This is a genomic window from Ruegeria sp. BC1 (assembly GCF_056539305.1).
Window position 1 is genome coordinate 154,013 of sequence record NZ_JBQFUT010000005.1, and the last position, 22,629, is coordinate 176,641.

The following is a 22,629-nucleotide window of genomic DNA, read 5'->3' on the forward strand; positions in this document are numbered from 1 at the left end:
ACGGGATTATCGTCAGCAAGTTATTGGTCGGATTGAAGGGTGTTAGGGTCAAAGGCCCCGCCAAACCCACCGTTGTTCGACGGCTGGCTTTCTGTATCCGAGGCGCCCTCGTCATCGTCACCGCTCAGTGCGTTCGGATCAAACACATTACCGAAGCCAGAGTTATTGGTGCCTGCGTCTGGCTCCGCCTCTTCTCCCGTCGTTCCGGGTTGAAGTTCACCGGGTTCAAACACGCCTTCAAAACGCTTTTTGCGTTCTTCCTCACGTTGTCTGCGCTGTTCTTCGCGCTGTTCTCGCAGTTCCTGAATACGCTGTTCAGCTTCCAGCTGCTTCTGCTCGCGAACATCAGCGATACATTGCCCCGGATTGTAGACCGTTGCCGTACCCACCACGGTGATCGTGGCTACCGCGAAGACGACCACCAGAACTGCTGCCATATTACCGGCAAAGAAACTGGGCAGTTTGATCTTGCCCGCCAATTCCTCAACCGTGGCTTGCTTGCGAGCTGCTGCAACCAGTTCCTGCCGTTTCAGCTTGGCCTCGTTCAGCAGGGCAAAAAACACGGTAAGCGCGACGATGATAAAGGCCAGCGCCGAAATCGATGGCGTGATGCCGTACCGCACCTTCTGCGCCAGTTCGATGGTCAGCGTCGGGTATTCGCCAAAGGTGAAGGTGGTGGTGTTGTAGTTCTCGAACGACGCGAGGAACGCCAGCACCGCCGCCGACGCAATCGCCGGACGCATAAACGGCAACAGGATCTTGCGGAATGCCTGCGCATGGCTGGCCCCCAGATCCAGAGCCGCTTCGGTCAGCGCGATGTCATAGCGTTGCAACCGCGCGACCAACACCAGCATGCAATAGCTGGCAATAAAGGTGGATTGACCGATCACCGTCAGGAAGATGCCGTTCGACAGAACGCTGTCCGCACCCAGCCCCAGCATCCGGTTGATCCGGTCCCAGAACACCAGTGTCGAGATACCAAGAACCACACCCGGGATCAGGATCGGTGCGATGATAACCGTGTAGTAGGTCGCGCGCAGCTTGGGCCAGATCTGCGTCAGCATCAACGCCCCGGCCAGACCCATCGCCACCGACAGCACCACTGTCCCCAACCCGATGATCAGCGAGTTCTTGATACCGTTCAGGATACGCTGGTCCTGAAACAGCTCTCCGAACCACTCGAAGGTCAGACATTCCCACGGCGTCATCCTCGGGAACACCGAAGAATTGAATGCCGTGACCGACATGATCACCAGCGGACCTAGCAGGTACAGGAAGAAGATAACCAGATAGACCCAGATGCTTACACGAAGGAAGGAATTGTTCATTTCCCGATATCCCCCATGTTCACTTTAAACAGGCGCATCATTGCCAGTACGAACAGGATACAGGTCACCAGCAGCACGATGGCGTAGGCAGCCCCCTGCGGCCAGTCATTGTTGTCGTTGAATTGCTGATAGATCAGCTGTGTGAACCACAGCGACGACGGTCCGCCCAAAATCTGCGGCGCGGCCAGCGCACCGGCGGACAGCATGAACACCATCGTGCAACCCGAACTGATCCCCGGTTTGGCGTATGGAATGACCACCCGCCAGTGAATCCGCCACCAGGGCGCACCCAAATCTCGCGCGGCTTCGATCTGGTTTCCGTCCAGACTTTCGATCACGTTGTACATCGGGAAGATCATCAGCAGGATGTAGGCATAACCCAGACCGGCATAGAGCGCGATGTCATTGCGGATGAAATCAAACGGCGTGTCCCAGATGCCCAGACCCATGAACAGGGTATTCAGCACTCCGGTCTCACCAAAGATGATCCGCAGTGCAAAGGCGCGCAGGATTTCGTTGATCCAGTACGGGATGATCAGCATGATCGCGAATATGCGTATGTGATTGCCCTTACTCTGACCCAGATAATAGGCGATTGGGTAGCAGATGATCAGGTTGAAGATCGTCACGCAGACCGCAGCAAGCAAGGTACGGAAAAACACGCGCAGATCGACCGAGTTATAGTCCTGACTGCCGCCCTCTGGGCCGAAAATCAGGTATTTATAGTTCTCCAGCGTGTAGACATCCTTTGGCCCACCGATTTCCGGGGGCGGCAGGTTTGGCCGGAAGGAAAAGTCCAGCATCGACAGCTGCGGTAGAATGATCAGGCCAATGGTCCAGAACAGGACTAGACCCAATATCGCCAGCCCCATGCCGGTGCCGTTGCGGTTGAAGAAATCTTTCAGGAAGCCGGGCATATCAGGGCCTCCTTATTCTGCGGCCAGTTCACCCGCCGGAACCAGAACCGCATTGCGGGTCTCGTATTCCAGCGTGATGTTTCGGCCCGTGTGGTCTTCGAAGGACTGACCGAGATTGGGCAGCGAAACCTTGATCTCTTTGCCGCCTTCCCCTTCGGTGAAAATATTGAAAACATTGCCTTCAAATTCTTCGTGCGTGACGCGCGCGGTGACGAAGTGATCTCCGGCAGTTCCGTCCGGTGCGATTGCGAACGCCTCGGGACGGATGAACATCATGGCGTCGTCACCCTCTTTCATCTTGCCCTGATTGGCGGTCGAAATCCGGGCAACCAGATCACCTGATCGATTGGTCTCAATCAATGCCTCGCTCCCCATGATCTGCTTGACCTTGCCGCGGAACACGTTGTTTTCGCCAACGAATGAGGCCGCAAAAGCCGTGTTTGGATCATTGTAGATGGTCTTGCCGTCAGCGATCTGGTCAATCACGCCAGCCCGCATTACCGCGATGTTGTCCGACATGGTCAGGGCCTCGCCCTGATCGTGCGTGATGTAGATGAAGGTGATCCCAACCCGCTGCTGAATCTCACGCAGTTCGGTTCGCATGTGCTGGCGCAGCTTGAGATCCAGAGCCGACAGTGGTTCATCCAGCAACAGCACGTCCGGTTCGGCGCATAGCGCGCGGGCAATCGCGACCCGCTGGCGCTGACCGCCGGACAGTTCGCTTGGCAGTTTGTCCCCCTGCCCCGGCAACGCGATCATATCCAGCAATTCATCCGCACGTTTACGACGCTGGGCCGCGCTGGCGCCCTTGATCTCCATCGAAAAGGTGATGTTCTCCCATACTTTCATCAGTGGGAACAACGCGAGGTTCTGAAAGATCAGGGCTGTCGGGCGTTTGTTTGGTCCGATGCCGCGCATGTTGTTGCCACCGATCAGCACATTGCCTTCGCTGGGCTCAAGAAACCCGGAAACGGCACGCAGGATCGTGGTCTTGCCGCATCCCGAAGGGCCAAGGAACGAAAAGAAATCGCCCCCGTTGATGTTCACGTTGGCATCGCGCACGGCGACAAAATCACCGAAGCGAATCCACAGGTTTTCCAGATCGACTCCGACCCCTGCACTCATTTTTGGCATCTCCCTGCGATGTGGTTCACGACCACATTTTTATTGGTCCGTCACGCCTGGCGGCGTACGGGTGAAAGCCCCCCGCGCAATCCACGGGGGGCTTAGTTCCTGAATGATCAGGCGCTTTTGAATTTGTTCACAAACTCGGTGCGGGTTTCCGCGTACCAGGGTGCTTCGGCAGGCCACGGGTTCAGGTTGGCCAGAGCGTCACCCGGATAGGCTTCGGCGAAGTTGGTCTTGTAGACATCACCCGCGTACTGATCCGCGCCCAAAACCGGTGAGTTGTAGCCGTGCTCGTCGATCGCCTCGCCCGCAGGCTTCGGCTCGAACGCGAACTTGATGAACTCATAGATCTGGTCGATGTTCTTGGCCCCAACCGGCATCGACATACCGTCGACCCAAGCCATCGCGCCTTCGACCGGTGCCTGATAGGTCACAGGATCGCCTGCGGTTTTCAGGGCAAGCGGTGGGCCATCCCAGGTCTGACCGACAATAACGCCTTCGTTCAGCAGACCGTTTTTCTGGGTATCGGCATCATTCCACAGCAACTTGATGCGGTCTTTGCGTGCGATACACCAGTCGGTGATCTGGCCCCAGACCTTGCGCATGGTGTCTTCGTCGCCGTAAGCAGCCCAGACGGAACCCGGCTCCATTTCACCGATGCGTTCCATATACAGACCTGCACCCAACATCATCGAGTGCGGGCGACCCATGGTCTTGCCGGCATTCTCTTCGCTCCAGACGTCGCCATAGCTGGGGCCTTCTTCCGCTGGCAGCCACTTGTCGATGCGCCAGCCGATACCTTCGGTACCCCAGATATGCGGCAGCCAGTGGGCGCCCGCGTCGCCAAAGTTCCATGCGTCGGTACCGATTTTCGCCATTGCCGGGTTCACTTTGTCGATCGGAACCTTGCTCATGTCGAACGGCTGCAGCAGGCCCAGCGGCTCCCACTGGAGCGAGCGGTTGTTGGTCGGTGAGACGATGTCAAAGCCCTGGCCTTTGGTGGCCTTCATCTTGTTGATGATTTCTTCGTTGGACCCGATTCCAGTGTAGTTCACTTTGATACCGGTCGCCGCGTTAAATTCGTTCAGGAATTTTTCAGGCAGGTAATCCGACCACATCAGGATGTTGATCTCTCCCGAAGACGCCAGCGCGCTTTTGCTGTAGAGCGGTGCGGCCAGAGCCGCCGCCCCCGCGCTTTGCAGCACTGTACGTCTTGAAAGGGTTTTCCTGTCAGCCATTTTCGATTCTCCCGTTGTTGGACTGTGTTGATTTTTTTATGTGATTGCAGGCTAGAGCTTTCCTTCAGCTCTGTCAGTCCAAAAGTGACAGTTTTCAGATTTCATATATCCAGTTCGCGATTTCACCAGACACAGACGTTAATTCTGCGGAAGATTTACACGCCTTGCAATCGGGCTTTCAGCCCAGGCCGGCGCGTTGATCGATAGCGCCTACAACTCAGTCCGGAGCAAGATGATCACCGGATGATCCGGTAAATCTAGATTACCGGAAGCCGAACTGGTAACTGGTAGCGCAAACAGCACCGACCGCAACAGGTTTTGATCATGAAGAATACCCGCCCTGATTTCCCCAAAGACTTTCTCTTTGGTGTCACAACTTCGGGCTACCAGATTGAAGGGCAGGCGCAGAGTGGCAATAACGGCGATCTGGCCTGCGACCACCTTGACCGCTTTTCGCAGGATTTTGATCTGGCGAAAGAGGCAGGGTTCGATTGCTATCGGTTTTCAACCAGTTGGGCGCGCGTTCTTCCCGAAGGGCGCGGCCCGGTAAATCATGCTGGGTTGGATTTTTACGACCGACTGGCCGACGCTTTGCTGGAGCGTGGTATTCGCCCCTGCGCAACGCTCTATAACGGGGAACTGCCAGCGCCGATGGCTGATCTGGGCGGCTGGCGAAATCGCGATATCGCCAGCTGGTTTTCTGAGTTTGCCGAAATCATAATGGGCCGTATCGGCGATCGCATGTACAGTGTTGCCCCGATCAACTCACCCTTTTGTGTCAGCTGGCTCGGCCATTTCGAAGGGCAGCACCTGCCCGGGTTGCTCGACATCCGCGCCACGGCACGTGCAATGCACCACGTTCTGCTGACCCATGGACGCGCAATCGAGGCGATGCGAGGGTTGGGCATGTCCAATCTTGGGGCTGTTTTCGATCTTGAGTGGGGCGAACCCGCAGACAACTCGCCCGAGGCGCGCCGCGCCAGTGATCTATTTGACAGTATCCACAATCGGTTCTTTCTGGGCGGTGTGTTTAAAAAGGCCTACCCCGAGGACGTCCTTGAGGGGCTAGCACCCTACCTGCCGACCGGCTGGCAGGATGATTTCGGCACCATCGGCGCACCAGTCGACTGGTGTGGCCTGAACTACTATGCCCGCAAGCTGATCGCACCCGCCGACACGGCTTGGCCCGGTCTGAAAGAGGTTGCCGATCCATTGCCAAAATCTCAAATGGGTTGGGAAGTCGAACCCAGGGTCCTCACCCGTTTTCTCGCCCAGACCCAGCAGGACTATACTGGCGACCTGCCAATCTTTGTCACCGAAAACGGCATGGCCAGCCCAGAGCTTCACCACGATAAGGATCGGATCGACTATCACGACCACCATCTGACGGCAGTACACGACGCACTGCAAATCGGCGTGCCGGTCAAAGGGTATTTCATCCGGTCATTGCTGGACAATTACGAGGGGGTCAGCAGCGATCAAAAACGCTTTGGTCTGGTCGATGTGGACTTCGACACGCTGGAACGCAGGCCAAAGGCATCTTTCAATGCGATTAAGTCCGCCTTGTCTGGCGGGGCGGTTTCATTGCCATTGGCCCAACCCGCTGGCGCTATGCACGAACACTGGAACCTTGTGGCCGATATCGGCGGCACCAATACGCGGTTGGGTGTGATTTCCGACGGCAAATTGACCGATCTGCGCAAATACCCAACCGGCAGCCTGCCCGAACTTTTGGAAGCATTTCACACACTACGCGACGAGATCGGCACCGATCCGCGTGCCGTGGTCGCTGCGGGGGCTGGGCCGGTAAAAGACGGAACGATCCGCCTGACGAATGCCCAGCTTGACCTGTCCGAGGCCGATATCGGAATGGCCACCGGTGCGCAGCACACCTTTGTCATCAACGACTTCACTGCCGCCGCCTGGTCGGTGGCCGAGATCACCGGCGACGATGTCGAAGTTCTGCAAGGGGCCCAAACCCCGCCATCCGGCACCCGATTGGTGGTCGGGCCGGGAACTGGCCTGGGTGTAGGCGCACTACTTTATTCCGAAGGCCGCTATCACACCGCATCTGGCGAGGGTGGGCATGTCGGCCTGTCACCGCGCCACACAGACGAGGTCGAAATCTTCCGGGCTGCCCGCCATATTGCCCCGGATTGCTTCTTTGACGATACCCTGGTGCTTGAGGCCGAGATGTTCATCAGCGGAACCGGGTTGCCCATTCTCTATCAGGCCGCGGGAATGGCCGCCGGACAAACCGAAACCCGGGTGCGCAGTGCCAAGGATATTCTGGAGGACGCCCGCACGCAGACCGACCCTGTTGCCGAAAAAGCAGCGCACATGTTCACCACCCATTTGGGTGCCATAATGGGGGATCTTGCTGTGGTTCTCATGCCAATGGGCGGAGTGTTCCTTGTGGGCGGCGTGGCCGAGAAAAACCGCTGGCTGTTCAAGGATACCTTCCGTGATGCCTTCAACGCAGGTGGTCGTTTCAGTGATTTGAGGCGATCCATGAACCTTTATGTGTCGGAACAGGACGAATTTGGCATTGTTGGCGCTAACAATTTCTGTAAAAGTGCGCTCGCGCGGTAAACTGACCGCCTGATCCCACGAAACAGAAAGGTCCACGGCATGATCCTGTGCTGCGGTGAAGCCCTGATCGATATGATCGCAACCCCGACTGGTTCGGGTGAATTGGGGTACGTGCCCCATGCCGGTGGTGCGGTATTCAACACAGCCATCGCGCTTGGGCGGCTGGGTGCCCCTGCCGGGCTCCTTACGGGCTTGTCCTCGGACATGTTCGGTGAGCAACTGACCGACGCTCTGCGCGCCAGCCATGTAGATGCCAGCCGGGTGATTTACTCGGACCGGCCCACGACGCTGGCCTTCGTACGTCTGAAAGAAGGACACGCCACCTACAGCTTCATGGATGAAAACTCGGCCGGGCGGATGTTGACCCCTGAGGATATGCCTGACCAACTGCCAGCCGTCTCAGCGCTGTATTTCGGAGGGATCAGTCTGGCCTGTGAACCCTGCGCCGACGCCTATGCCGAACTGCTGAATCGACATTGTACAGACCGTGCCGTAATGCTTGATCCGAATATCCGGCCGGATTTCATCAAAGATCCAACCCGTTATCGCACCCGTCTGAACCGGATGGTCGCACAGGCGGATGTCGTGAAAGTCTCGGACGAGGATCTGGATTGGATCATTCCCGGCCCGGAAAGTATCGCAGCAAAAGTTCCCCTTCTGCAACGGTCAGGGCCCGCTGTGGTCATTGTAACCAAGGGCAGTGACGGCGCATCGGGTTATCTGGCGGACGGGTCGGAAGTCTCGATCCCTGTTCCAAAGGTTAAAGTGGTCGATACTGTCGGCGCTGGCGACACGTTCAATGCCGGTGTTCTGGATGCGCTGCACCGTGCCGGGCACCTGACCAAATCCGGCCTGCGGACCCTGGCCCCTGAACATCTGCGCGCGGCTCTTGGCAGAGGTGCCGACGTTGCCGCCGTCACCGTGTCCCGTGCCGGAGCGAACCCGCCCTGGGCGCACGAACTTTGAGTTAAAAGGCCGCTAAATGAAACGATCAGACATCAATGCCATCAAAACCGAGGCCGAAGCGTTCATCCGATCCTTTGGTGCCGTATTGCCACCTTTCGCCAATTGGTCCCCCGAACTGATGCGCGGCGATCAGGCAGCGGGTATTCGGAAACGTGGACTGGGTTGGGACATCACCGATTACGGGCAGGGACGGTTCGACGAACTGGGCCTGTTCCTGTTCACTTTGCGCAACGGTGATGTCAGCGACCTGAACAATGGCCGGGGGATGCTATATGCGGAAAAGCTGTTGGTTTCGCGGGAAAAACAGGTGTCACCGATGCATCGCCATATCATAAAGGCCGAGGACATCATCAACCGTGGCGGCGGTGATCTGGTGATGGAAATCTACGCCTCGGACGCGCAGGGCGGTATTGATCGCGAAAATCCTGTTATTGTGCCCAGCGATGGCTGCCCGGTCACTATCCAGCCGGGCGAGTTGCTGCGCCTCAAACCGGGGCAAAGCGTCACCCTGATGCCGGGCATCTGGCATGCATTCTGGGCCGAACAGGGCGATTGCCTGATCGGAGAGGTCTCGACCGTCAATGACGACCGCACCGATAACGTGTTCGAAGACCCGATCCCACGGTTTGCCACCATCGAAGAAGACGTCCCGCCCGATTTTCTGCTGGTCGCGGACTACTACGCTTAAAAAATGATAAGTCCCTTTTCTTAAACCGGAAAAGAGCATTAACATGGTCCTCAACGCATAGGGTGGGGTCGCAGACCTCGCACTGCGGGCACAACAACTGCGAGAGGACCTATCCAATGGTCACGAAAGCCGAGCTTGAAGCCCAGGTCGCCGACCTGCGCCGCCAACTGGCCGAACAGACGGAGGCCAGTCAGCAAACACCACCGCCAAAGCCACATGACACAATGGCTGATAAGCTCGCTGAAAACATCGATACCTGGTCCGGGCAACTGGAAGAAGCTCTGACCGAACTTGAAGATCTGCCCCACAAACGGCCGATCCTGTTTGCACTTGGTATTTTTACGCTTGGCTATCTGCTGGGCCGGTCGCGGTAGGAGGCAGATCATGAGCCGAATTTCCCGCAATATCTCGATCATCTTGCGTGCCGAACGATTGATTGCCCAACGCCATGTTGCAGTAGCTGCCCGGCGCACCGGGTTCTACGCCGCAGCGGGTCTGGCTGTCGGACTGGCGGTCATCATGCTGAACGTCGCCGGTTTTTTCTGGCTGTCCGCCGCGTTGTCAAAACCTCTGGCTGCCCTGATCATGGCCGGGGCCAACCTGCTGCTGGCCCTGATCCTTGCACTACTGGCCAACACCCAGAACGCACAGGCCGATACAACAGCGGCGGTTGAGCTGCGCGATATGGCCCTGCTGGACATCGAAACAGAAGTCAAAGACACCCTGTCTGAGGCGCGAAATACTGTGACGGGCATCCGGCGCGACCCGCTTGGTGCGCTGACGCCCGACGTGATCAGCGCGATCCTGAGCACCCTGCTGAGATACGCCCGTCGCCGGAAAGACAAACCGGAACAATAACATCTATTGCGCCAATCGAGCCGCCGCGCGGGCAATCACCATCTCTTCATTCGTGGGGATTGCCAGAATGCGGACTCGGCTGAAATCAGTCGACAGGACCGTGCCGTTATCGGCATTTCTGTTGTGGTCCATCTCAATCCCGATCCAGCGCATCCCATCGCAGACCCGCTGTCGTATCTGGGCCGAGTTCTCGCCGATCCCACCGGTAAAGACCAATGCGTCGATCCCTTCCAACGCGGCCGACAGAGCGCCAAGTTCGCGACGGATACGAAACACATAATAGTCGATAGCCTTGCGCGCCTCAGGCGTTTCGGCCGCCAGCAAGGTACGCATGTCCGAGGACATGCCCGACAGACCTAGCAGACCGGATTTGCGATAGAGCATCTCAGCGATGTCATCCGCACTCATGCCTTCCTGTTGCATCATGTAAAGCACAACGCCCGGATCAAGCTGGCCGCTACGGGTGCCCATTGGCAACCCGTCCAGCGCCGAAAATCCCATGGTCGAGGCCACGGCCCGCCCGCCCGATACCGCACACATCGACGCGCCATTGCCCAGATGCGCAATAACGACCCGACCTTCGTAGAGGCTGGGCGCGATTTCTTTGAGCTTTTGCGTTATGTAATCATAGCTCAGCCCGTGGAACCCATAGCGGCGCACACCTTTGTCGTAATAGCGCTGAGGCAGGGCGAAGGTGTCATTCACCCAAGGGTGCGTGCGGTGGAAGGCGGTGTCGAAACAGGCCACCTGAACCGTACCCGGAAATGCATCGCTTGCGGCCCGGATGCCAGCCAGACTGTAGGGCTGATGTAACGGCGCGAATGGGATGAAACCGGCCAGAGTATCCAGGACTTTTTCATCGATGCGTACGGGCTCTGAATAGATTGTTCCGCCGTGCACGACGCGGTGGCCGATGGCGCGGATGCGTATGTCCGGCAGGTATTCGCGGGTCATGTCCAGAAAGGCGTGGATGGCCTCGTCGTGGCTGCGGGCATCAGTCAGAGGTTGGTTAATCGAACGCCCTCCTGCGGATTCCGCCAGCAGGCGCGGCGCATCCCCCAAACGCTCGATCTGACCGTGCCAGCGCATACTGGGGCGGGTACCGTCGATCAGCTCGTAAAGCCCGAATTTCAGAGAAGAAGATCCGGCATTCAGTGCCAGAACGTGATCAACCATGGATTTTACCTTTGTTTGCCTGCGCGTGAAGGGCCGCTACTGCACAGGACGCCAGCCGCGATGCATCATCATCCGCCCGCGATGTCAAAATGATGGGTGCCGCCGCTCCCAACACGAGGCCCGCGGCCTCTGCGTGGGACATGTAAGTCAGTTGTTTCGCCACCATATTTCCCGCCTCGATGTTCGGAGCCACCAGAATATCTGCTGCCCCCGCTACTTCCGAAGTGATCCCCTTGGTGCGCGCCGCTTTCATATCAATCGCGTTGTCCATAGCCAGAGGGCCATCGACCAGTCCGCCAGTAATCTGGCCCCGTTCGGCCATTTTCGACAGCAACGCGGCATCAACCGAAGATGGCATATGCGGGTTTATCGTCTCGACCGCCGACAACACCCCAACCTTTGGCATTTCAATCCCTAGGGAATGCGCCAGATGGATAGCGTTCTGTACGATGTCGGCCTTGGTCTCAAGGTCCGGTGCAATGTTGACGGCTGCATCCGTCACCATAATGGGTCGCGAAAACCCTGGCACGTCCATCACGAAAACATGCGACAGACGCCGCCCCGTCCGCAAGCCCTTTTCCCGGCGCAGAACCGCACGCAGCAAATCCTCGGTGTGCAGATGCCCCTTCATCAGCGCCCGCGCCGTGCCTTCGACCACAAGATCGACCGCGCGGTGAGCGGCCTTTTCGTAGCCGCGCACTTCTATGATTTCAATCTTCGAAAGATCAGCTCCCAACTCTGCAGATGCGGCGGTGATCTTGTCAGGATCGCCCAGAAGGATCGGTGTGATAATCCCCTTGGCCTGTCCCAATAACGCACCGCCCAGCGAGTTCGGGTCTTCCGGTGCCACGATTGCCGTCGGCAGCGGCTCCAGCAGCGCGGCCCGTTCAATCAACGCATCAAAATGGCGATGGCGCTGCACAATCAGACCTGGGACTTCAACCGAGTCGAACGACAGGTGTTTGGCAGGAGGCGTCACCTGCACCTCTCCGCTGAGGATCAGTGCATTGTCGCTGACCCGGTGGACTTCGGTGAAGCATAACAGATCGCCGTCGTCACGTTTTTCCATCACCGTGACAGTGGCAGTCACCTCATCGCCTGCAACGACTGGAATATGGAAAGACAGGTTCGCCCGGCGGGTCTGTGTACCCGCGCCGGGAAGGACATTGCCTAAAACTGCCGCGATCACCCCGGCGGGCCACAATGCTGGTGCCACTGCCTCGGTGGAACCGTCGCCGTCCCCATCATAATTTGCCAGATGCAACGGGTTATGATCACCGGAAGCCGACGCAAAGGCATAGAGATCATCTACGGTGCACAAGCGCGTCACCTGAGCTTCGTCACCGACTGACACCTGCGCAAATGTGCGGTTTTCCTGCACTTTCATCGTAACTTAGCCCTATACTCAGCAACCACCTATTAACCACTGGGTATGGATGTTCTGATGGGCATCTGCAAGTTGAGGCTTTTCGTAATGGCACGTGACGGCTCAGTTCTAGATTTCAAGGCGTTCTTCTGAAAAGCCTGAATAGGTACACCTTACCCAGGCAGAGCCTCCGTTTATAGGCGCGATTTTTTTGCGTTGTAGCTCAGCGATTAAAAGGAACAGTTTCCCATTTTAGGCGTCATATGCATTTAATTTAATTCGTGTTACGGTTGGAAACCAATCGCTGCTAAAAAGTTGCGTCCCGGTCTCGAAGGCACGTGCTCGGGTATCGCAAAGGTAAAGTGCCTAGTGAATAAGAGCCTGAATAATGATCTGGATCAAAATACCTATTTGGCGAACCCGGTATTCAGAAAACCTAGACAGGGAATCACACGCGAACAGTTCATAGCCACATGAGCCAACTAACCAGCCGACGCGCGTTTTTGAACGCCAGTTTGTTACGGGAAGACAGTAGTATTGTCCGCCCGCCAGGCTCAATTGCGCCCGGCTTTCTGGAGCACTGCACCAAATGCGGCGACTGCGCCGATGTCTGCCCCGAAGATGTCATCACCATCGGGCGTGACGGTTTCCCGGTTTTTCAGCCCAGTGACAACCCCTGCACGTTCTGCGGCGACTGCGCCATGTCGTGCCCGACGGATGCCCTGAACATCGACCGCCTGTCCGAATGGCCCTGGCGCGCATCGATCCAGGGCGCGTCCTGTCTGTCCGTGAGCGGCGTCAGCTGTCGTATTTGTCAGGACAATTGCGAACAGAACGCCATTCGGTTCCGGCTGCAGCCGGGGGGACGGGCTGAACCCTCGCTTGAAACTGACGCCTGTACGGGTTGCGGCGGGTGTACAGCATTGTGCCCCGTGGATGCCGTCTCCCTTGAACGCAGCCCTACATCTCAACAGGAAGCGAGCCTATGAACATCTGCGGTTGCCTTGCACATATCGTACCTGAAAAGGCCGAAGCCGCGGCCCAGACGATGCGCGACACCTCGGGTGTCGAAGTACACGCCCAGTCCGAAGATGGCCGCATTGTCGTTGTGGTCGAAGATACGCCCGAACGCCTTGCGTCCGAGATCATCATGGATCTGCACCAGATCCCCGGGGTGATCTCGCTGACACTGACTTATCACCATTTCGAGGATCTCGCGGAAAACACTCCGCACCCCGATGCCCCAAGCCAAACCACCAGCCGGAGGCCCACGCTATGACTACATCAGAATCTCGCCGGACATTTCTCAAGGCTTCAGCCGCCGCAGCGACCGCGTCTGCCGCAGGCATTCCTCTGGCCACCGGTCAGGCCAACGCACAGATCGGCATACCTGATATCCGCTGGGACAAGGCCCCATGCCGGTTCTGCGGGACCGGTTGTTCCGTGCTGGTCGGCACCAAGGAAGGGCGCGTCGTCGCCACGCAAGGGGACCCGGATGCGCCGGTGAACCGGGGCCTGAACTGCATCAAAGGCTATTTCCTATCCAAGATCATGTATGGCAAGGACCGCCTGACCACCCCGCTGTTGCGCAAGACCAATGGGGAATACGACAAGAACGGTGAATTCGAACCGGTCAGCTGGGACGAAGCCTTTGATGTCATGGCCGCCAAATGGAAAGAGGCGCTGGCCAAAAAAGGCCCGACCAGCGTGGGCATGTTCGGCTCGGGTCAGTGGACGGTCTGGGAAGGCTATGCCGCTGCCAAGATGATGAAGGCCGGGTTCCGCTCGAACAATATCGACCCCAACGCGCGCCACTGCATGGCCTCGGCCGTAACCGGCTTTATGCGGACCTTCGGTATCGACGAGCCGATGGGCTGTTATGATGACCTTGAGGCCGCCGATACCTTCGTTCTGTGGGGATCGAACATGGCCGAGATGCACCCGATCCTGTGGTCGCGCCTGACCGATACTCGCCTGACCAAACCGGGATGCGAAGTGCATGTTCTGTCAACGTTTGAGCACCGCTCGTTCGAGTTGGCCGACAATGGCATGGTCTTCACTCCGCAAGCCGACCTGGCGATCCTGAACTATATCGCCAACTACATCATCGAGAATGATGCGGTGAACTGGGACTTTGTGGACAAGCACACCAATTTCACCAAGACCGCTACCGACATCGGGTACGGTCTGCGCCCCGAACATGAGCTGGAACAGGCGGCAGCCAACCCCGCACACTCGGGCAACCATGGCAAGATCGAAAAAATCTCGTTCGAGGAGTACAAAGACTTCGTATCCGATTACACGCTTGAATACGCCTCCGAACTTTCGGGCGTACCAGCGGAAAAACTGGAACGCCTGGCCAAGCAATATGCCGACCCGAACCGCAAGGTCATGTCGCTGTGGACTATGGGGTTCAACCAGCATACGCGTGGCACATGGGTCAACTCATTGATGTACAACGTGCATCTTCTGACCGGAAAAATCTCGGAACCCGGCAACTCACCCTTCTCGCTGACCGGACAGCCTTCGGCCTGCGGCACAGCGCGTGAGGTCGGCACATTCGCGCACCGTTTGCCTGCCGACATGGTGGTGATGAACGAAAAGCACCGCGATATCTGCGAAAGCTTTTGGGAAATTCCGAAAGGCACCATCCCGCCCAAGCCCGGCTATCACGCCGTTTTGCAGAACCGGAAGCTAAAGGATGGCGAACTCAACGCCTATTGGGTGATGTGCAACAACAACATGCAGGCCGCACCCAACATTAATGAGGAGGGCTATCCCGGCTATCGCAACCCGGAGAACTTCATCGTCGTATCCGACCCCTATCCGACGGTTACCGCTGTATCCGCCGACCTGATCCTGCCCACCGCCATGTGGGTGGAGAAAGAAGGGGCCTATGGCAACGCGGAACGCCGCACCCAATTCTGGCGGCAGCAAGTGAATGCTCCGGGCGAGGCCAAATCGGACCTTTGGCAACTGATGGAGTTTTCCAAGCGTTTTACCGTTGACGAACTCTGGCCCGAAGAGCTGTTGGCGCAGAAACCCGAGCTGCGCGGCAAGACCATCTACGAGGTGTTGTTCGAGAACGGCAAAGTCAACAAATACCCGCTGGAGGAAACCGCCGAGGGCTTTGCCAACGACGAAGCGAACCATTTCGGCTATTATGTCCAGAAGGGCCTGTTCGAAGAATATGCCTATTTCGGCCGAGGCCATGGCCACGATCTGGCCCCGTTCGACACCTATCACAAGGCCCGCGGTCTGCGCTGGCCGGTCGTGGACGGCAAAGAGACACTGTACCGCTTCCGCGAAGGCTATGACAGCTATGTGAAAGAGGGCGAAGAGGTTCGGTTCTATGGCAAAGAGGACGGCAAGGCGAATATTATCTTCGCGCCGTTCGAAATCCCTGCCGAGGTTCCAAATGAGGAATTCGACCTCTGGCTGGTAACGGGCCGCGTGCTGGAACACTGGCATTCAGGCTCGATGACCCGCCGCGTGCCGGAATTGCACCGCGCGTTCCCATCTGCCGTGGTTTATATGCACCCGCAGGATGCCGATGACCGGGGTCTGCGCCGGGGACAGGAAGTCACAATTTCTTCGAAGCGGGGCGAGATGCAATCGCGGGTCGAAACCCGGGGCCGCAACAAACCACCGCGTGGGGTGGTGTTCGTGCCATGGTTTGACGAAGGGCAGTTGATCAACAAGCTGACTCTGGATGCGACCGACCCGATCTCGAAAGAGACCGACTTTAAAAAGTGCGCCTGCAAGGTCGAGCGCGCGTAACCGGCACGGATCGCAAAGGTAGTTCCCATGCCCTTCGCCGGTACACCCCTCTCGCCGCAACGGCGCCGTTTCCTGCAGGATTCGGCGCGCGCGGCAGGCGGCTGCGTGGTCGCCGGGTCATTGCTAGCCTGGCTGGCTCGTGATGCCCGCGCATTGCCGGCCGAGGCATTGCGCCCGCCCGGAGCTTTGCCGGAGGACGAGTTCTTGTCCGCCTGCATCCGCTGCGGGTTATGCGTGCGGGACTGCCCTTACGACACTTTAAAACTGGCTGAGCTTGGTTCGGATGCAGCGGCAACCGGCACGCCTTACTTCACCGCTCGGGACATCCCCTGTGAGATGTGCGAGGATATTCCCTGTGTCGCCGCCTGCCCCACAGGCGCACTGGACCCCGGTTTGGACAACATTGACGATGCTAGAATGGGTGTCGCAGTTCTGGTCGATCAGGAAAACTGCCTGAACTTCCTCGGCCTTCGATGCGATGTCTGCTATCGCGTCTGCCCTGTTATCGACGAGGCGATCACACTGGAAACCGCGCATAACGCCCGCACGGGCAATCATGCGATGTTCATCCCGACCGTGCATGCAGATCATTGTACCGGCTGCGGTGTGTGCGAAAAAAGCTGTGTGCTACCGGAATCGGCAATCAAGGTTCTACCCGCCAGATTGGCGCGCGTCAGTGCAGCCGATCACTATCGCAAAGGCTGGGAGGAAAAAGAGGCGCATGGAGGCCCTCTTGTCGACGGCATCGTCGACCTTCCCGATCGCCTGCCGGGGCCGGGAACGGACAATCTGTCAACGTCCGGCGGGTTTGCTCCGGGCTATGAGTTACCGGGGGCCGGACAATGAGCGCCCGCGTGCATATCGGTATCGGCCACGAAGCGATTGAGGCCAAAGGCTGGATTGCCGCGCATCGCTTTCTGCTGTTGCGCCGGGCCAGCCAGTTGTTCTTTCTGGTTCTGTTCCTGTTGGGTCCGTGGTTTGGAATCTGGATTGTGCAGGGCACGCTGGCCGGATCGCTGACCCTTGGTGTGCTACCGCTGACCGACCCGTTCATTTTGCTTCAAAGCATCGTCGCCGGTCACTGGCCCGAACTAACCGCACTGATTGGCGCGCTGATCGTTTTGCTCGTCTATGCCCTGATCGGAGGCCGCGTCTATTGTTCCTGGGTGTGCCCAATCAACCCCGTAACCGATGCCGCGAACTGGCTACACCGTCGGCTGAACATGCCGAAAGGCTGGCAGCCCAAACGCAGCACCCGCTTGTGGATCCTGGCGATGGTGCTGGTTGTATCGGGGCTGACCGGCGTGATCGCTTGGGAATTGGTCAATCCGATCACCATGCTGCACCGAGGACTGATTTTCGGAGCGGGCTCCATCTGGGCAATGGTCACTGCAATCTTTATTTTCGACCTTTTCGTTGCCCGCCACGGGTGGTGCGGCCACATCTGCCCAGTTGGCGCGTTTTATGGCCTTATCAGTCGTAAAAGCCTGCTCCGGGTCAGCGCCGTGAACCGGGCCGCCTGTGACGACTGCATGGACTGTTACGCGGTCTGCCCCGAAAATCAGATCATATCCCCCGCGCTCAAGGGCCAGCCAGGCACCACGCCGCTGATCCTGTCGCCCGACTGCACCAATTGCGGCCGCTGTATCGACGTCTGCGCCGAGGATGTTTTCAAGTTTACCCACCGGTTCGACGACCATGTCGCCGCACCTTCCGATCCAGTTTCCGCGCCTGAACCGCGCGCAGCCAGACCTATTTAAGGGAGTGCCAAGATGAACAAGCCAATCCTGACCGGCGTCGCCGCCCTGATCCCCGTTGTGCTCCTGAGCGGGTTCGCTCTTGCGCAATCAGTCCAGGTGGAAACCCTGCGCGGGGCCGAAGTGGATGCGGCCATCCCCGTTGATGAAATCCACAAGACCGTCGAGGGACGTCTGGTCCGCAATTACCGGCAGCAGCCACCGCTGATCCCGCACTCGGTCGAACAGTACCAAATCGACACGCGCACCAATCAGTGCCTTTCCTGCCACGACTGGACCAAGGCGGGCGATCGCAACGCACCAACCTTGTCGATGACCCACTATCTGGACCGCGAAGGCCGCGAACTGGATCACATCGCTGGAACCCGTTATTTCTGCAACCAGTGCCACGTGCCACAGGCAGATGCACCCGCGTTGGTCGACAACGTATTTGAACCCTCGCACAACAACTAATCCAACGCACGTCTGAAAGGAGCACCGAGATGGCAGACTCCCCCGAAAAACGCGGTTGGATTGGCCGCATCTGGAACTGGATCTGGACACCCGCAGTGGCGTTCAGCTCAGGGTTTCTGGTTCTGGCAGGCTTTCTGGCCGGCATCCTGTTCTGGGGTGGATTCCACTGGACCTTAGAACTGACCAATACCGAGGAATTCTGCACTTCGTGCCACACGATGGAAACCAACCTCGGCGAATATCGCGAGACGATCCACTACAACAACCACTCTGGCGTGCGGGCGATCTGTTCGGACTGTCACGTACCACATGAATGGAACTATAAGATCAAAGCCAAGATCATGGCGGTTAAGGATGTCTATCACGAGCTTGCGGGCACTATCAGCACACCCGAAAAGTATGAAGAACATCGGCTGAGCATGGCTTCGGCGGTCTGGAAAAAGATGAAAGCGTCGGACAGCCGCGAATGCCGCAACTGCCATAACTTCGACTATATGGATTTCACCATTCAGGAAGCGCGTGCGGCGTCCGAGCACCAGCGTGCAATCGACAACAACATGACTTGTATCGATTGCCACCAGGGCATAGCACACAGCCTGCCACCGGGATATCTTGAAGAGTACCAGAGTGTTACCGAGAAACTGGCCAGCGAAGCCAACGGGTCGTTGCAGCAGCGGGTGGCGGATGGCAGTGAAGAAATCCGGTCATATCTGACCACACAGGCAGACTGAAAAGGGGCGAGATATGCTGGAACTACTGGGAACAATCGGGGCCAACATCATCAGCCTGCCGGGGGTACTGGGACTTGCGCTGGGAATGATGACCCGACGCGTGTGGCTCGGTGCATTGATGGGCGGTGTGGTCGGCGTATTGTCGACGCTGGTCTTTGCCCATTGGAGTTTTTCAAACTTCGGTGCGCTTGACATGCTGATCGCTGTCGTCATCGGATTGTGCGCCGGTTCTGTCGGATCTCTTATCCGTATAAAAGGCGCCACGGTCTGACCTGTGGACCCTTGGATCAAGATCACCCAGCGTACATCGCCGGGTGATCAAGTTTTTTGGGGCCACGAGATCACGCCCCCACGTTCACGACCATTTTTCCAAAATTTCCACCGCCGAGCAGCTGGTACAAAGCCTCTGGGGCATTTTCCAGCCCGTCGACCATGTGTTCCTTGTATTGGACCGAACCGTCGGCGATCCATCCCGTCATCTCCCGCCTGAATTCTTTGTAAACCGAGCTCGGGAAACTGTCGAAAATGATGAATCCTTGCATCTTCACTTTCATACGCAGCAAGGTGCCCATGATCGCCGGTCCCATATCAGGCCCATCGGGCAGACCCGGCAGATTGTACCAGGCAACGATGCCGCACACCGGTATTCGGGCAAAGGGATTGAGCAACGGCAACACCGCATATAGGACCTGTCCGCCGACATTTTCAAAATAGACATCTATCCCTTGTGGGCAGGCATTCTTCAACTGCTTGGCAAAATCCACTGCCCGGTGATCGATACAGGCGTCAAAACCAAGATTTTCGACCACATGCGCGCATTTCTCGGCACCGCCTGCAACGCCCACAACCCGACATCCTTTGAGCCTTGCAATTTGTCCAACGGTTGCACCCACCGGTCCGGCGGCGGCCGCGACAACAACGGTTTCGCCCGGTTTTGGCTCTCCGATCTTTAACAGGCCGGCGTAGGCGGTATAGCCTGGCATCCCCAATACACCCAAAGACCAGGATGGGTTCTTGGGCGCCTTTCCGAGGCTCATTACCTCGGTCCCGTCCGAGATTGCGTAATCTTGCCACCCGCTACCAGACAAAACGTAATCACCGACCTCAAACCCTTCTAAATTCGACGTCACAACCTGACCAACGACCTGTGCAGTCATGACCTCGCCGATCGCGACGGGCTCAGCGTATGATTTGGCGTCATTCATCCGGCCACGCATATATGGGTCCAACGACAGATAGACCGTGCGCACCAGCATTTCACCCTGTCCGGGAGTTGGAACTTCGGTCGTGGTCATACGCAACGTGTTTGCATCCGGCTGACCTTTGGGACGCTCGTTCAGGACGATCTGACGATTGATATCGGAAGCTTGGGGCATAACCAGTATCCTTTGAATAAGGTTTGATTTAGGTGCATTCTTCGCGAACCACGGAAGAGATAACAAGCGAATACAGGCATTCCTTCCGGCGCGTAATTCAGTCACTACTCCGAAACGCGCTTGGGGTCTTTCCAAATTCTGCTTTAAAAGCGCGGGTCATGGCACTGGCATTTTCATAACCGCATCGGCTGGCAATTTCCGCGATGGATTGTTCGGTTTCTTCCGCCAGTTTACGCGCCAGATTCAGACGCATTCGCCGGTAAAGTGCCTGCGGCGTGGTCTTCAGCTCGGTCTGAACACGCATCTCAATCTTCTTCTGCGAGCATCCGATTTTGCGTGCGACCTCTTTGATCGACAGAGGGGTTTCCAAATTTCCCTGCATGACAGCCAGTGCACGGTTGACCAGAGAATCTTCGGATTTCAACGGCAGGGCATAATGTTCAGCGCCTCCCCGGCTCATCAGCAGATGCGCAACTTCCATCGCCAACAGCGGTCCATGATCTCGCCGGAGCAACGCTGAAGCCAGGTCAAACGCCGCCATCGCCCCCGAACACGTCAGTCGGTTTCCGTCTATCACGAACCGTTCCTGCACTGCGTCCACCGTAGGAAACGCCTCTTCAAAGCGGGATAGTTCATCCCAGTGGATCGTGGCACGATGATCATCCAGCAATCCGGCACTGGCCAGCAGCCAGCTGCCCGTATCCAACCCAGCCAGTTGCACATGTTTTTTGGATGCTGAAAGAAGGGCACGGATGGTGGTGCGATTATCCAGTTTCAGATACCCGTAAGACGGCATTACTACTAGAACATCGCCGCTCTGATCCGCCAGTGCACCATGTGGTGTAACCACAAGTCCGCTGGAGCTTTGAACGCAAGTCCCGTCCAGAGAAGTGAAACGCCAAATATACAGCGTCTGCCGCGCCAGGGTATTGGCCGCCCTAAGCGGTTCAACCAGATTGGCGAGGCAGTGGTTCGAGAACCCATCGAACAGCAGGATATTATAGCGATGAGTCAATTTTTTCTAATCCCGCATGATTATGGGCTAACTCTGCACACCGCGAACATCGCCCGAAGCGTTTCATTCGTCAACCACCAACCGAGGAAAACGCGCCATGCAGTTTGGTCTGTCAGATGAACAGGAAATGATCGTTTCAACTGTTCGCAGCTTCGTTGAAAACGAAATCTACCCACATGAAGCCGCAGTGGAACGAAGTGGCACCGTTCCGAAAGAACTGGGCGAAGAGATCAAGCAAAAATGCATCGACCTTGGGTTTTATGCGTGTAACTTCCCCGAAGAGGTCGGCGGCGCAGGGCTGTCTCATCTCGATTTCACTTTGGTCGAGCGCGAATTGGGCCGCGGCTCTATGGCCCTGACCCATTTCTTTGGCCGTCCCCAGAACATTCTTATGGCCTGCAATGACGAACAGCGTGAACGGTACCTGCTACCCGCTGTGCGCGGCGAAAAGATGGACGCGCTGGCGATGACCGAACCTGATGCGGGGTCGGATGTGCGCGGCATGAAATGTCAGGCCGTACGGGATAGCGGTGACTGGGTCGTCAACGGCTCAAAGCACTTCATCTCGGGCGCGGAGCATGCGGATTTCTTCATCGTTTTCATCGCAACCGGCGTGGACGAAACACCCAAAGGGCCGAAAAAACGGATCACGACCTTCTTGGTGGATCGTGGCACGCCGGGTTTTGAGGTGCGAGAGGGCTATAACTCGGTCAGCCACAAGGGCTACAAGAACTACATTCTCTATTTCGACAATTGCCGCCTGCCTGACGCGCAGGTGCTGGGCGAGGTAGATGGCGGCTTTGCCGTGATGAACGAATGGCTTTATGCCACCCGCCTGACAGTGGCGGCCTTCAGCGTGGGGCGGGCCAGACGATGCTTTGACTATGCGTTGAACTACGCGGCTGAACGCAAACAGTTCGGCCAACCTATCGGCAAGTTTCAGGGCGTCAGCTTTCAGATTGCCGATATGATCACCGAGATTGATGCCGCCGATTGGCTAACCCTGGCGGCGGCCTGGCGGTTGGATCAGAACCTGCCTTCCAACCGCGAGATCGCCTCGGCTAAACTGTATGCGTCCGAGGCACTGGCGCGGGTCACTGACACCACCTTGCAAATATTTGGCGGTATGGGTTTGATGGATGACTTCCCAATCGAACGGTTCTGGCGCGATGCCCGGGTCGAACGCATCTGGGACGGCACCAGCGAAATTCAGCGTCACATTATCAGCCGCGATCTGCTGCGCCCGCTGGGTGCTTGACA

At 57.5% G+C, this 22,629-nt stretch carries 22 protein-coding genes; 14 read left to right on the forward strand and 8 right to left on the reverse strand.

Annotated features, from left to right (window positions below; all coding sequences use genetic code 11):
* Nucleotides 1-20 precede the first annotated feature (20 nt).
* The 4 genes from ACR0IY_RS12670 to ACR0IY_RS12685 all read right to left on the reverse strand — a co-directional run bounded on the left by ACR0IY_RS12670 (nucleotide 21) and on the right by ACR0IY_RS12685 (nucleotide 4,611).
* Nucleotides 21-1,328, reverse strand: a complete 1,308-nt coding sequence (locus ACR0IY_RS12670) for an ABC transporter permease (protein WP_480673789.1) — start codon at nucleotides 1,326-1,328, stop codon at nucleotides 21-23.
* A complete protein-coding gene (locus tag ACR0IY_RS12675; protein ID WP_480673791.1) occupies nucleotides 1,325-2,245 on the reverse strand; it encodes an ABC transporter permease in 921 nt (306 codons plus the stop codon). The genes ACR0IY_RS12670 and ACR0IY_RS12675 overlap by 4 nt, the downstream gene beginning before the upstream one ends.
* A 12-nt stretch (nucleotides 2,246-2,257) precedes the next feature.
* Entirely contained in the window at nucleotides 2,258-3,370 is a 1,113-nt protein-coding gene (locus tag ACR0IY_RS12680; RefSeq protein ID WP_480673793.1) for an ABC transporter ATP-binding protein, read from the reverse strand.
* Between the two features lie 116 nt (nucleotides 3,371-3,486).
* Nucleotides 3,487-4,611, reverse strand: a complete 1,125-nt coding sequence (locus ACR0IY_RS12685; protein WP_480673795.1) for an extracellular solute-binding protein — start codon at nucleotides 4,609-4,611, stop codon at nucleotides 3,487-3,489.
* 324 nt (nucleotides 4,612-4,935) lie between these two features.
* Between ACR0IY_RS12685 and ACR0IY_RS12690 the strand changes: the two genes are divergently transcribed.
* The 5 genes from ACR0IY_RS12690 to ACR0IY_RS12710 all read left to right on the forward strand — a co-directional run bounded on the left by ACR0IY_RS12690 (nucleotide 4,936) and on the right by ACR0IY_RS12710 (nucleotide 9,715).
* Complete coding sequence (locus tag ACR0IY_RS12690) at nucleotides 4,936-7,203, forward strand: family 1 glycosylhydrolase (RefSeq protein ID WP_480673797.1); 2,268 nt, start codon at nucleotides 4,936-4,938, stop codon at nucleotides 7,201-7,203.
* Nucleotides 7,204-7,242: 39 nt separating this feature from the next.
* On the forward strand, nucleotides 7,243-8,169 hold the full coding sequence (locus ACR0IY_RS12695; RefSeq protein WP_480673799.1) for a carbohydrate kinase family protein: 927 nt from the start codon (nucleotides 7,243-7,245) through the stop codon (nucleotides 8,167-8,169).
* A gap of 16 nt (nucleotides 8,170-8,185) precedes the next feature.
* A complete protein-coding gene (locus ACR0IY_RS12700) occupies nucleotides 8,186-8,857 on the forward strand; it encodes a D-lyxose/D-mannose family sugar isomerase (RefSeq protein WP_480673801.1) in 672 nt (223 codons plus the stop codon).
* A gap of 116 nt (nucleotides 8,858-8,973) precedes the next feature.
* Nucleotides 8,974-9,231 carry a hypothetical protein gene (locus ACR0IY_RS12705; protein WP_480673803.1) on the forward strand — a complete coding sequence of 86 codons (258 nt, stop codon included), beginning with the start codon at nucleotides 8,974-8,976 and terminating at the stop codon, nucleotides 9,229-9,231.
* Nucleotides 9,232-9,241: 10 nt separating this feature from the next.
* Complete coding sequence (locus tag ACR0IY_RS12710) at nucleotides 9,242-9,715, forward strand: hypothetical protein (RefSeq protein WP_480673805.1); 474 nt, start codon at nucleotides 9,242-9,244, stop codon at nucleotides 9,713-9,715.
* A 3-nt stretch (nucleotides 9,716-9,718) separates the two neighbouring features.
* Here the strand turns inward: ACR0IY_RS12710 and ACR0IY_RS12715 are convergent, their stop codons facing one another.
* Together ACR0IY_RS12715 and ACR0IY_RS12720 are read right to left on the reverse strand one after the other, a co-directional pair.
* Nucleotides 9,719-10,891: an acetate/propionate family kinase gene (locus tag ACR0IY_RS12715; protein WP_480673807.1), complete on the reverse strand. Its 1,173-nt coding sequence runs from the start codon at nucleotides 10,889-10,891 to the stop codon at nucleotides 9,719-9,721.
* Complete coding sequence (locus ACR0IY_RS12720) at nucleotides 10,884-12,278, reverse strand: bifunctional enoyl-CoA hydratase/phosphate acetyltransferase (RefSeq protein WP_480673809.1); 1,395 nt, start codon at nucleotides 12,276-12,278, stop codon at nucleotides 10,884-10,886. The genes ACR0IY_RS12715 and ACR0IY_RS12720 overlap by 8 nt, the downstream gene beginning before the upstream one ends.
* Before the next feature lie 452 nt (nucleotides 12,279-12,730).
* Between ACR0IY_RS12720 and napF the strand changes: the two genes are divergently transcribed.
* The 8 genes from napF to ACR0IY_RS12760 are packed head-to-tail and all read left to right on the forward strand — an operon-like array spanning nucleotide 12,731 to nucleotide 19,249.
* Nucleotides 12,731-13,246, forward strand: coding sequence for a ferredoxin-type protein NapF (napF, locus tag ACR0IY_RS12725; protein ID WP_480673811.1), 516 nt, complete (start codon nucleotides 12,731-12,733; stop codon nucleotides 13,244-13,246).
* A complete protein-coding gene (locus tag ACR0IY_RS12730) occupies nucleotides 13,243-13,536 on the forward strand; it encodes a chaperone NapD (protein ID WP_480673813.1) in 294 nt (97 codons plus the stop codon). Before napF ends, ACR0IY_RS12730 begins: the two co-directional genes overlap by 4 nt.
* Entirely contained in the window at nucleotides 13,533-16,037 is a 2,505-nt protein-coding gene (napA, locus tag ACR0IY_RS12735; protein ID WP_480673815.1) for a nitrate reductase catalytic subunit NapA, read from the forward strand. The genes ACR0IY_RS12730 and napA overlap by 4 nt, the downstream gene beginning before the upstream one ends.
* A gap of 27 nt (nucleotides 16,038-16,064) precedes the next feature.
* The gene (napG, locus tag ACR0IY_RS12740) at nucleotides 16,065-16,883 is read left to right on the forward strand and encodes a ferredoxin-type protein NapG (RefSeq protein ID WP_480673817.1); all 819 of its coding nucleotides are present in this window, start codon (nucleotides 16,065-16,067) and stop codon (nucleotides 16,881-16,883) included.
* On the forward strand, nucleotides 16,880-17,797 hold the full coding sequence (napH, locus tag ACR0IY_RS12745) for a quinol dehydrogenase ferredoxin subunit NapH (RefSeq protein WP_480673819.1): 918 nt from the start codon (nucleotides 16,880-16,882) through the stop codon (nucleotides 17,795-17,797). The genes napG and napH overlap by 4 nt, the downstream gene beginning before the upstream one ends.
* Before the next feature lie 12 nt (nucleotides 17,798-17,809).
* Nucleotides 17,810-18,247, forward strand: a complete 438-nt coding sequence (locus ACR0IY_RS12750; RefSeq protein ID WP_480673820.1) for a nitrate reductase cytochrome c-type subunit — start codon at nucleotides 17,810-17,812, stop codon at nucleotides 18,245-18,247.
* Nucleotides 18,248-18,276: 29 nt separating this feature from the next.
* On the forward strand, nucleotides 18,277-18,978 hold the full coding sequence (locus ACR0IY_RS12755; RefSeq protein WP_480673821.1) for a NapC/NirT family cytochrome c: 702 nt from the start codon (nucleotides 18,277-18,279) through the stop codon (nucleotides 18,976-18,978).
* 13 nt (nucleotides 18,979-18,991) lie between these two features.
* The gene (locus ACR0IY_RS12760) at nucleotides 18,992-19,249 is read left to right on the forward strand and encodes a hypothetical protein (RefSeq protein WP_480673823.1); all 258 of its coding nucleotides are present in this window, start codon (nucleotides 18,992-18,994) and stop codon (nucleotides 19,247-19,249) included.
* Between the two features lie 70 nt (nucleotides 19,250-19,319).
* Here ACR0IY_RS12760 and ACR0IY_RS12765 read toward each other — a convergent pair whose 3' ends face one another.
* Together ACR0IY_RS12765 and ACR0IY_RS12770 are read right to left on the reverse strand one after the other, a co-directional pair.
* Nucleotides 19,320-20,354, reverse strand: coding sequence for an NADP-dependent oxidoreductase (locus tag ACR0IY_RS12765; protein WP_480673825.1), 1,035 nt, complete (start codon nucleotides 20,352-20,354; stop codon nucleotides 19,320-19,322).
* 97 nt (nucleotides 20,355-20,451) lie between these two features.
* Nucleotides 20,452-21,369 (reverse strand): GlxA family transcriptional regulator, encoded by a 918-nt coding sequence (locus ACR0IY_RS12770; RefSeq protein WP_480673827.1) that lies wholly within the window; start codon nucleotides 21,367-21,369, stop codon nucleotides 20,452-20,454.
* Between the two features lie 97 nt (nucleotides 21,370-21,466).
* On the opposite strand from ACR0IY_RS12770, the gene ACR0IY_RS12775 reads away from it, so the two are divergent.
* The gene (locus ACR0IY_RS12775) at nucleotides 21,467-22,627 is read left to right on the forward strand and encodes an acyl-CoA dehydrogenase family protein (RefSeq protein ID WP_480673829.1); all 1,161 of its coding nucleotides are present in this window, start codon (nucleotides 21,467-21,469) and stop codon (nucleotides 22,625-22,627) included.
* Nucleotides 22,628-22,629: the final 2 nt, after the last annotated feature.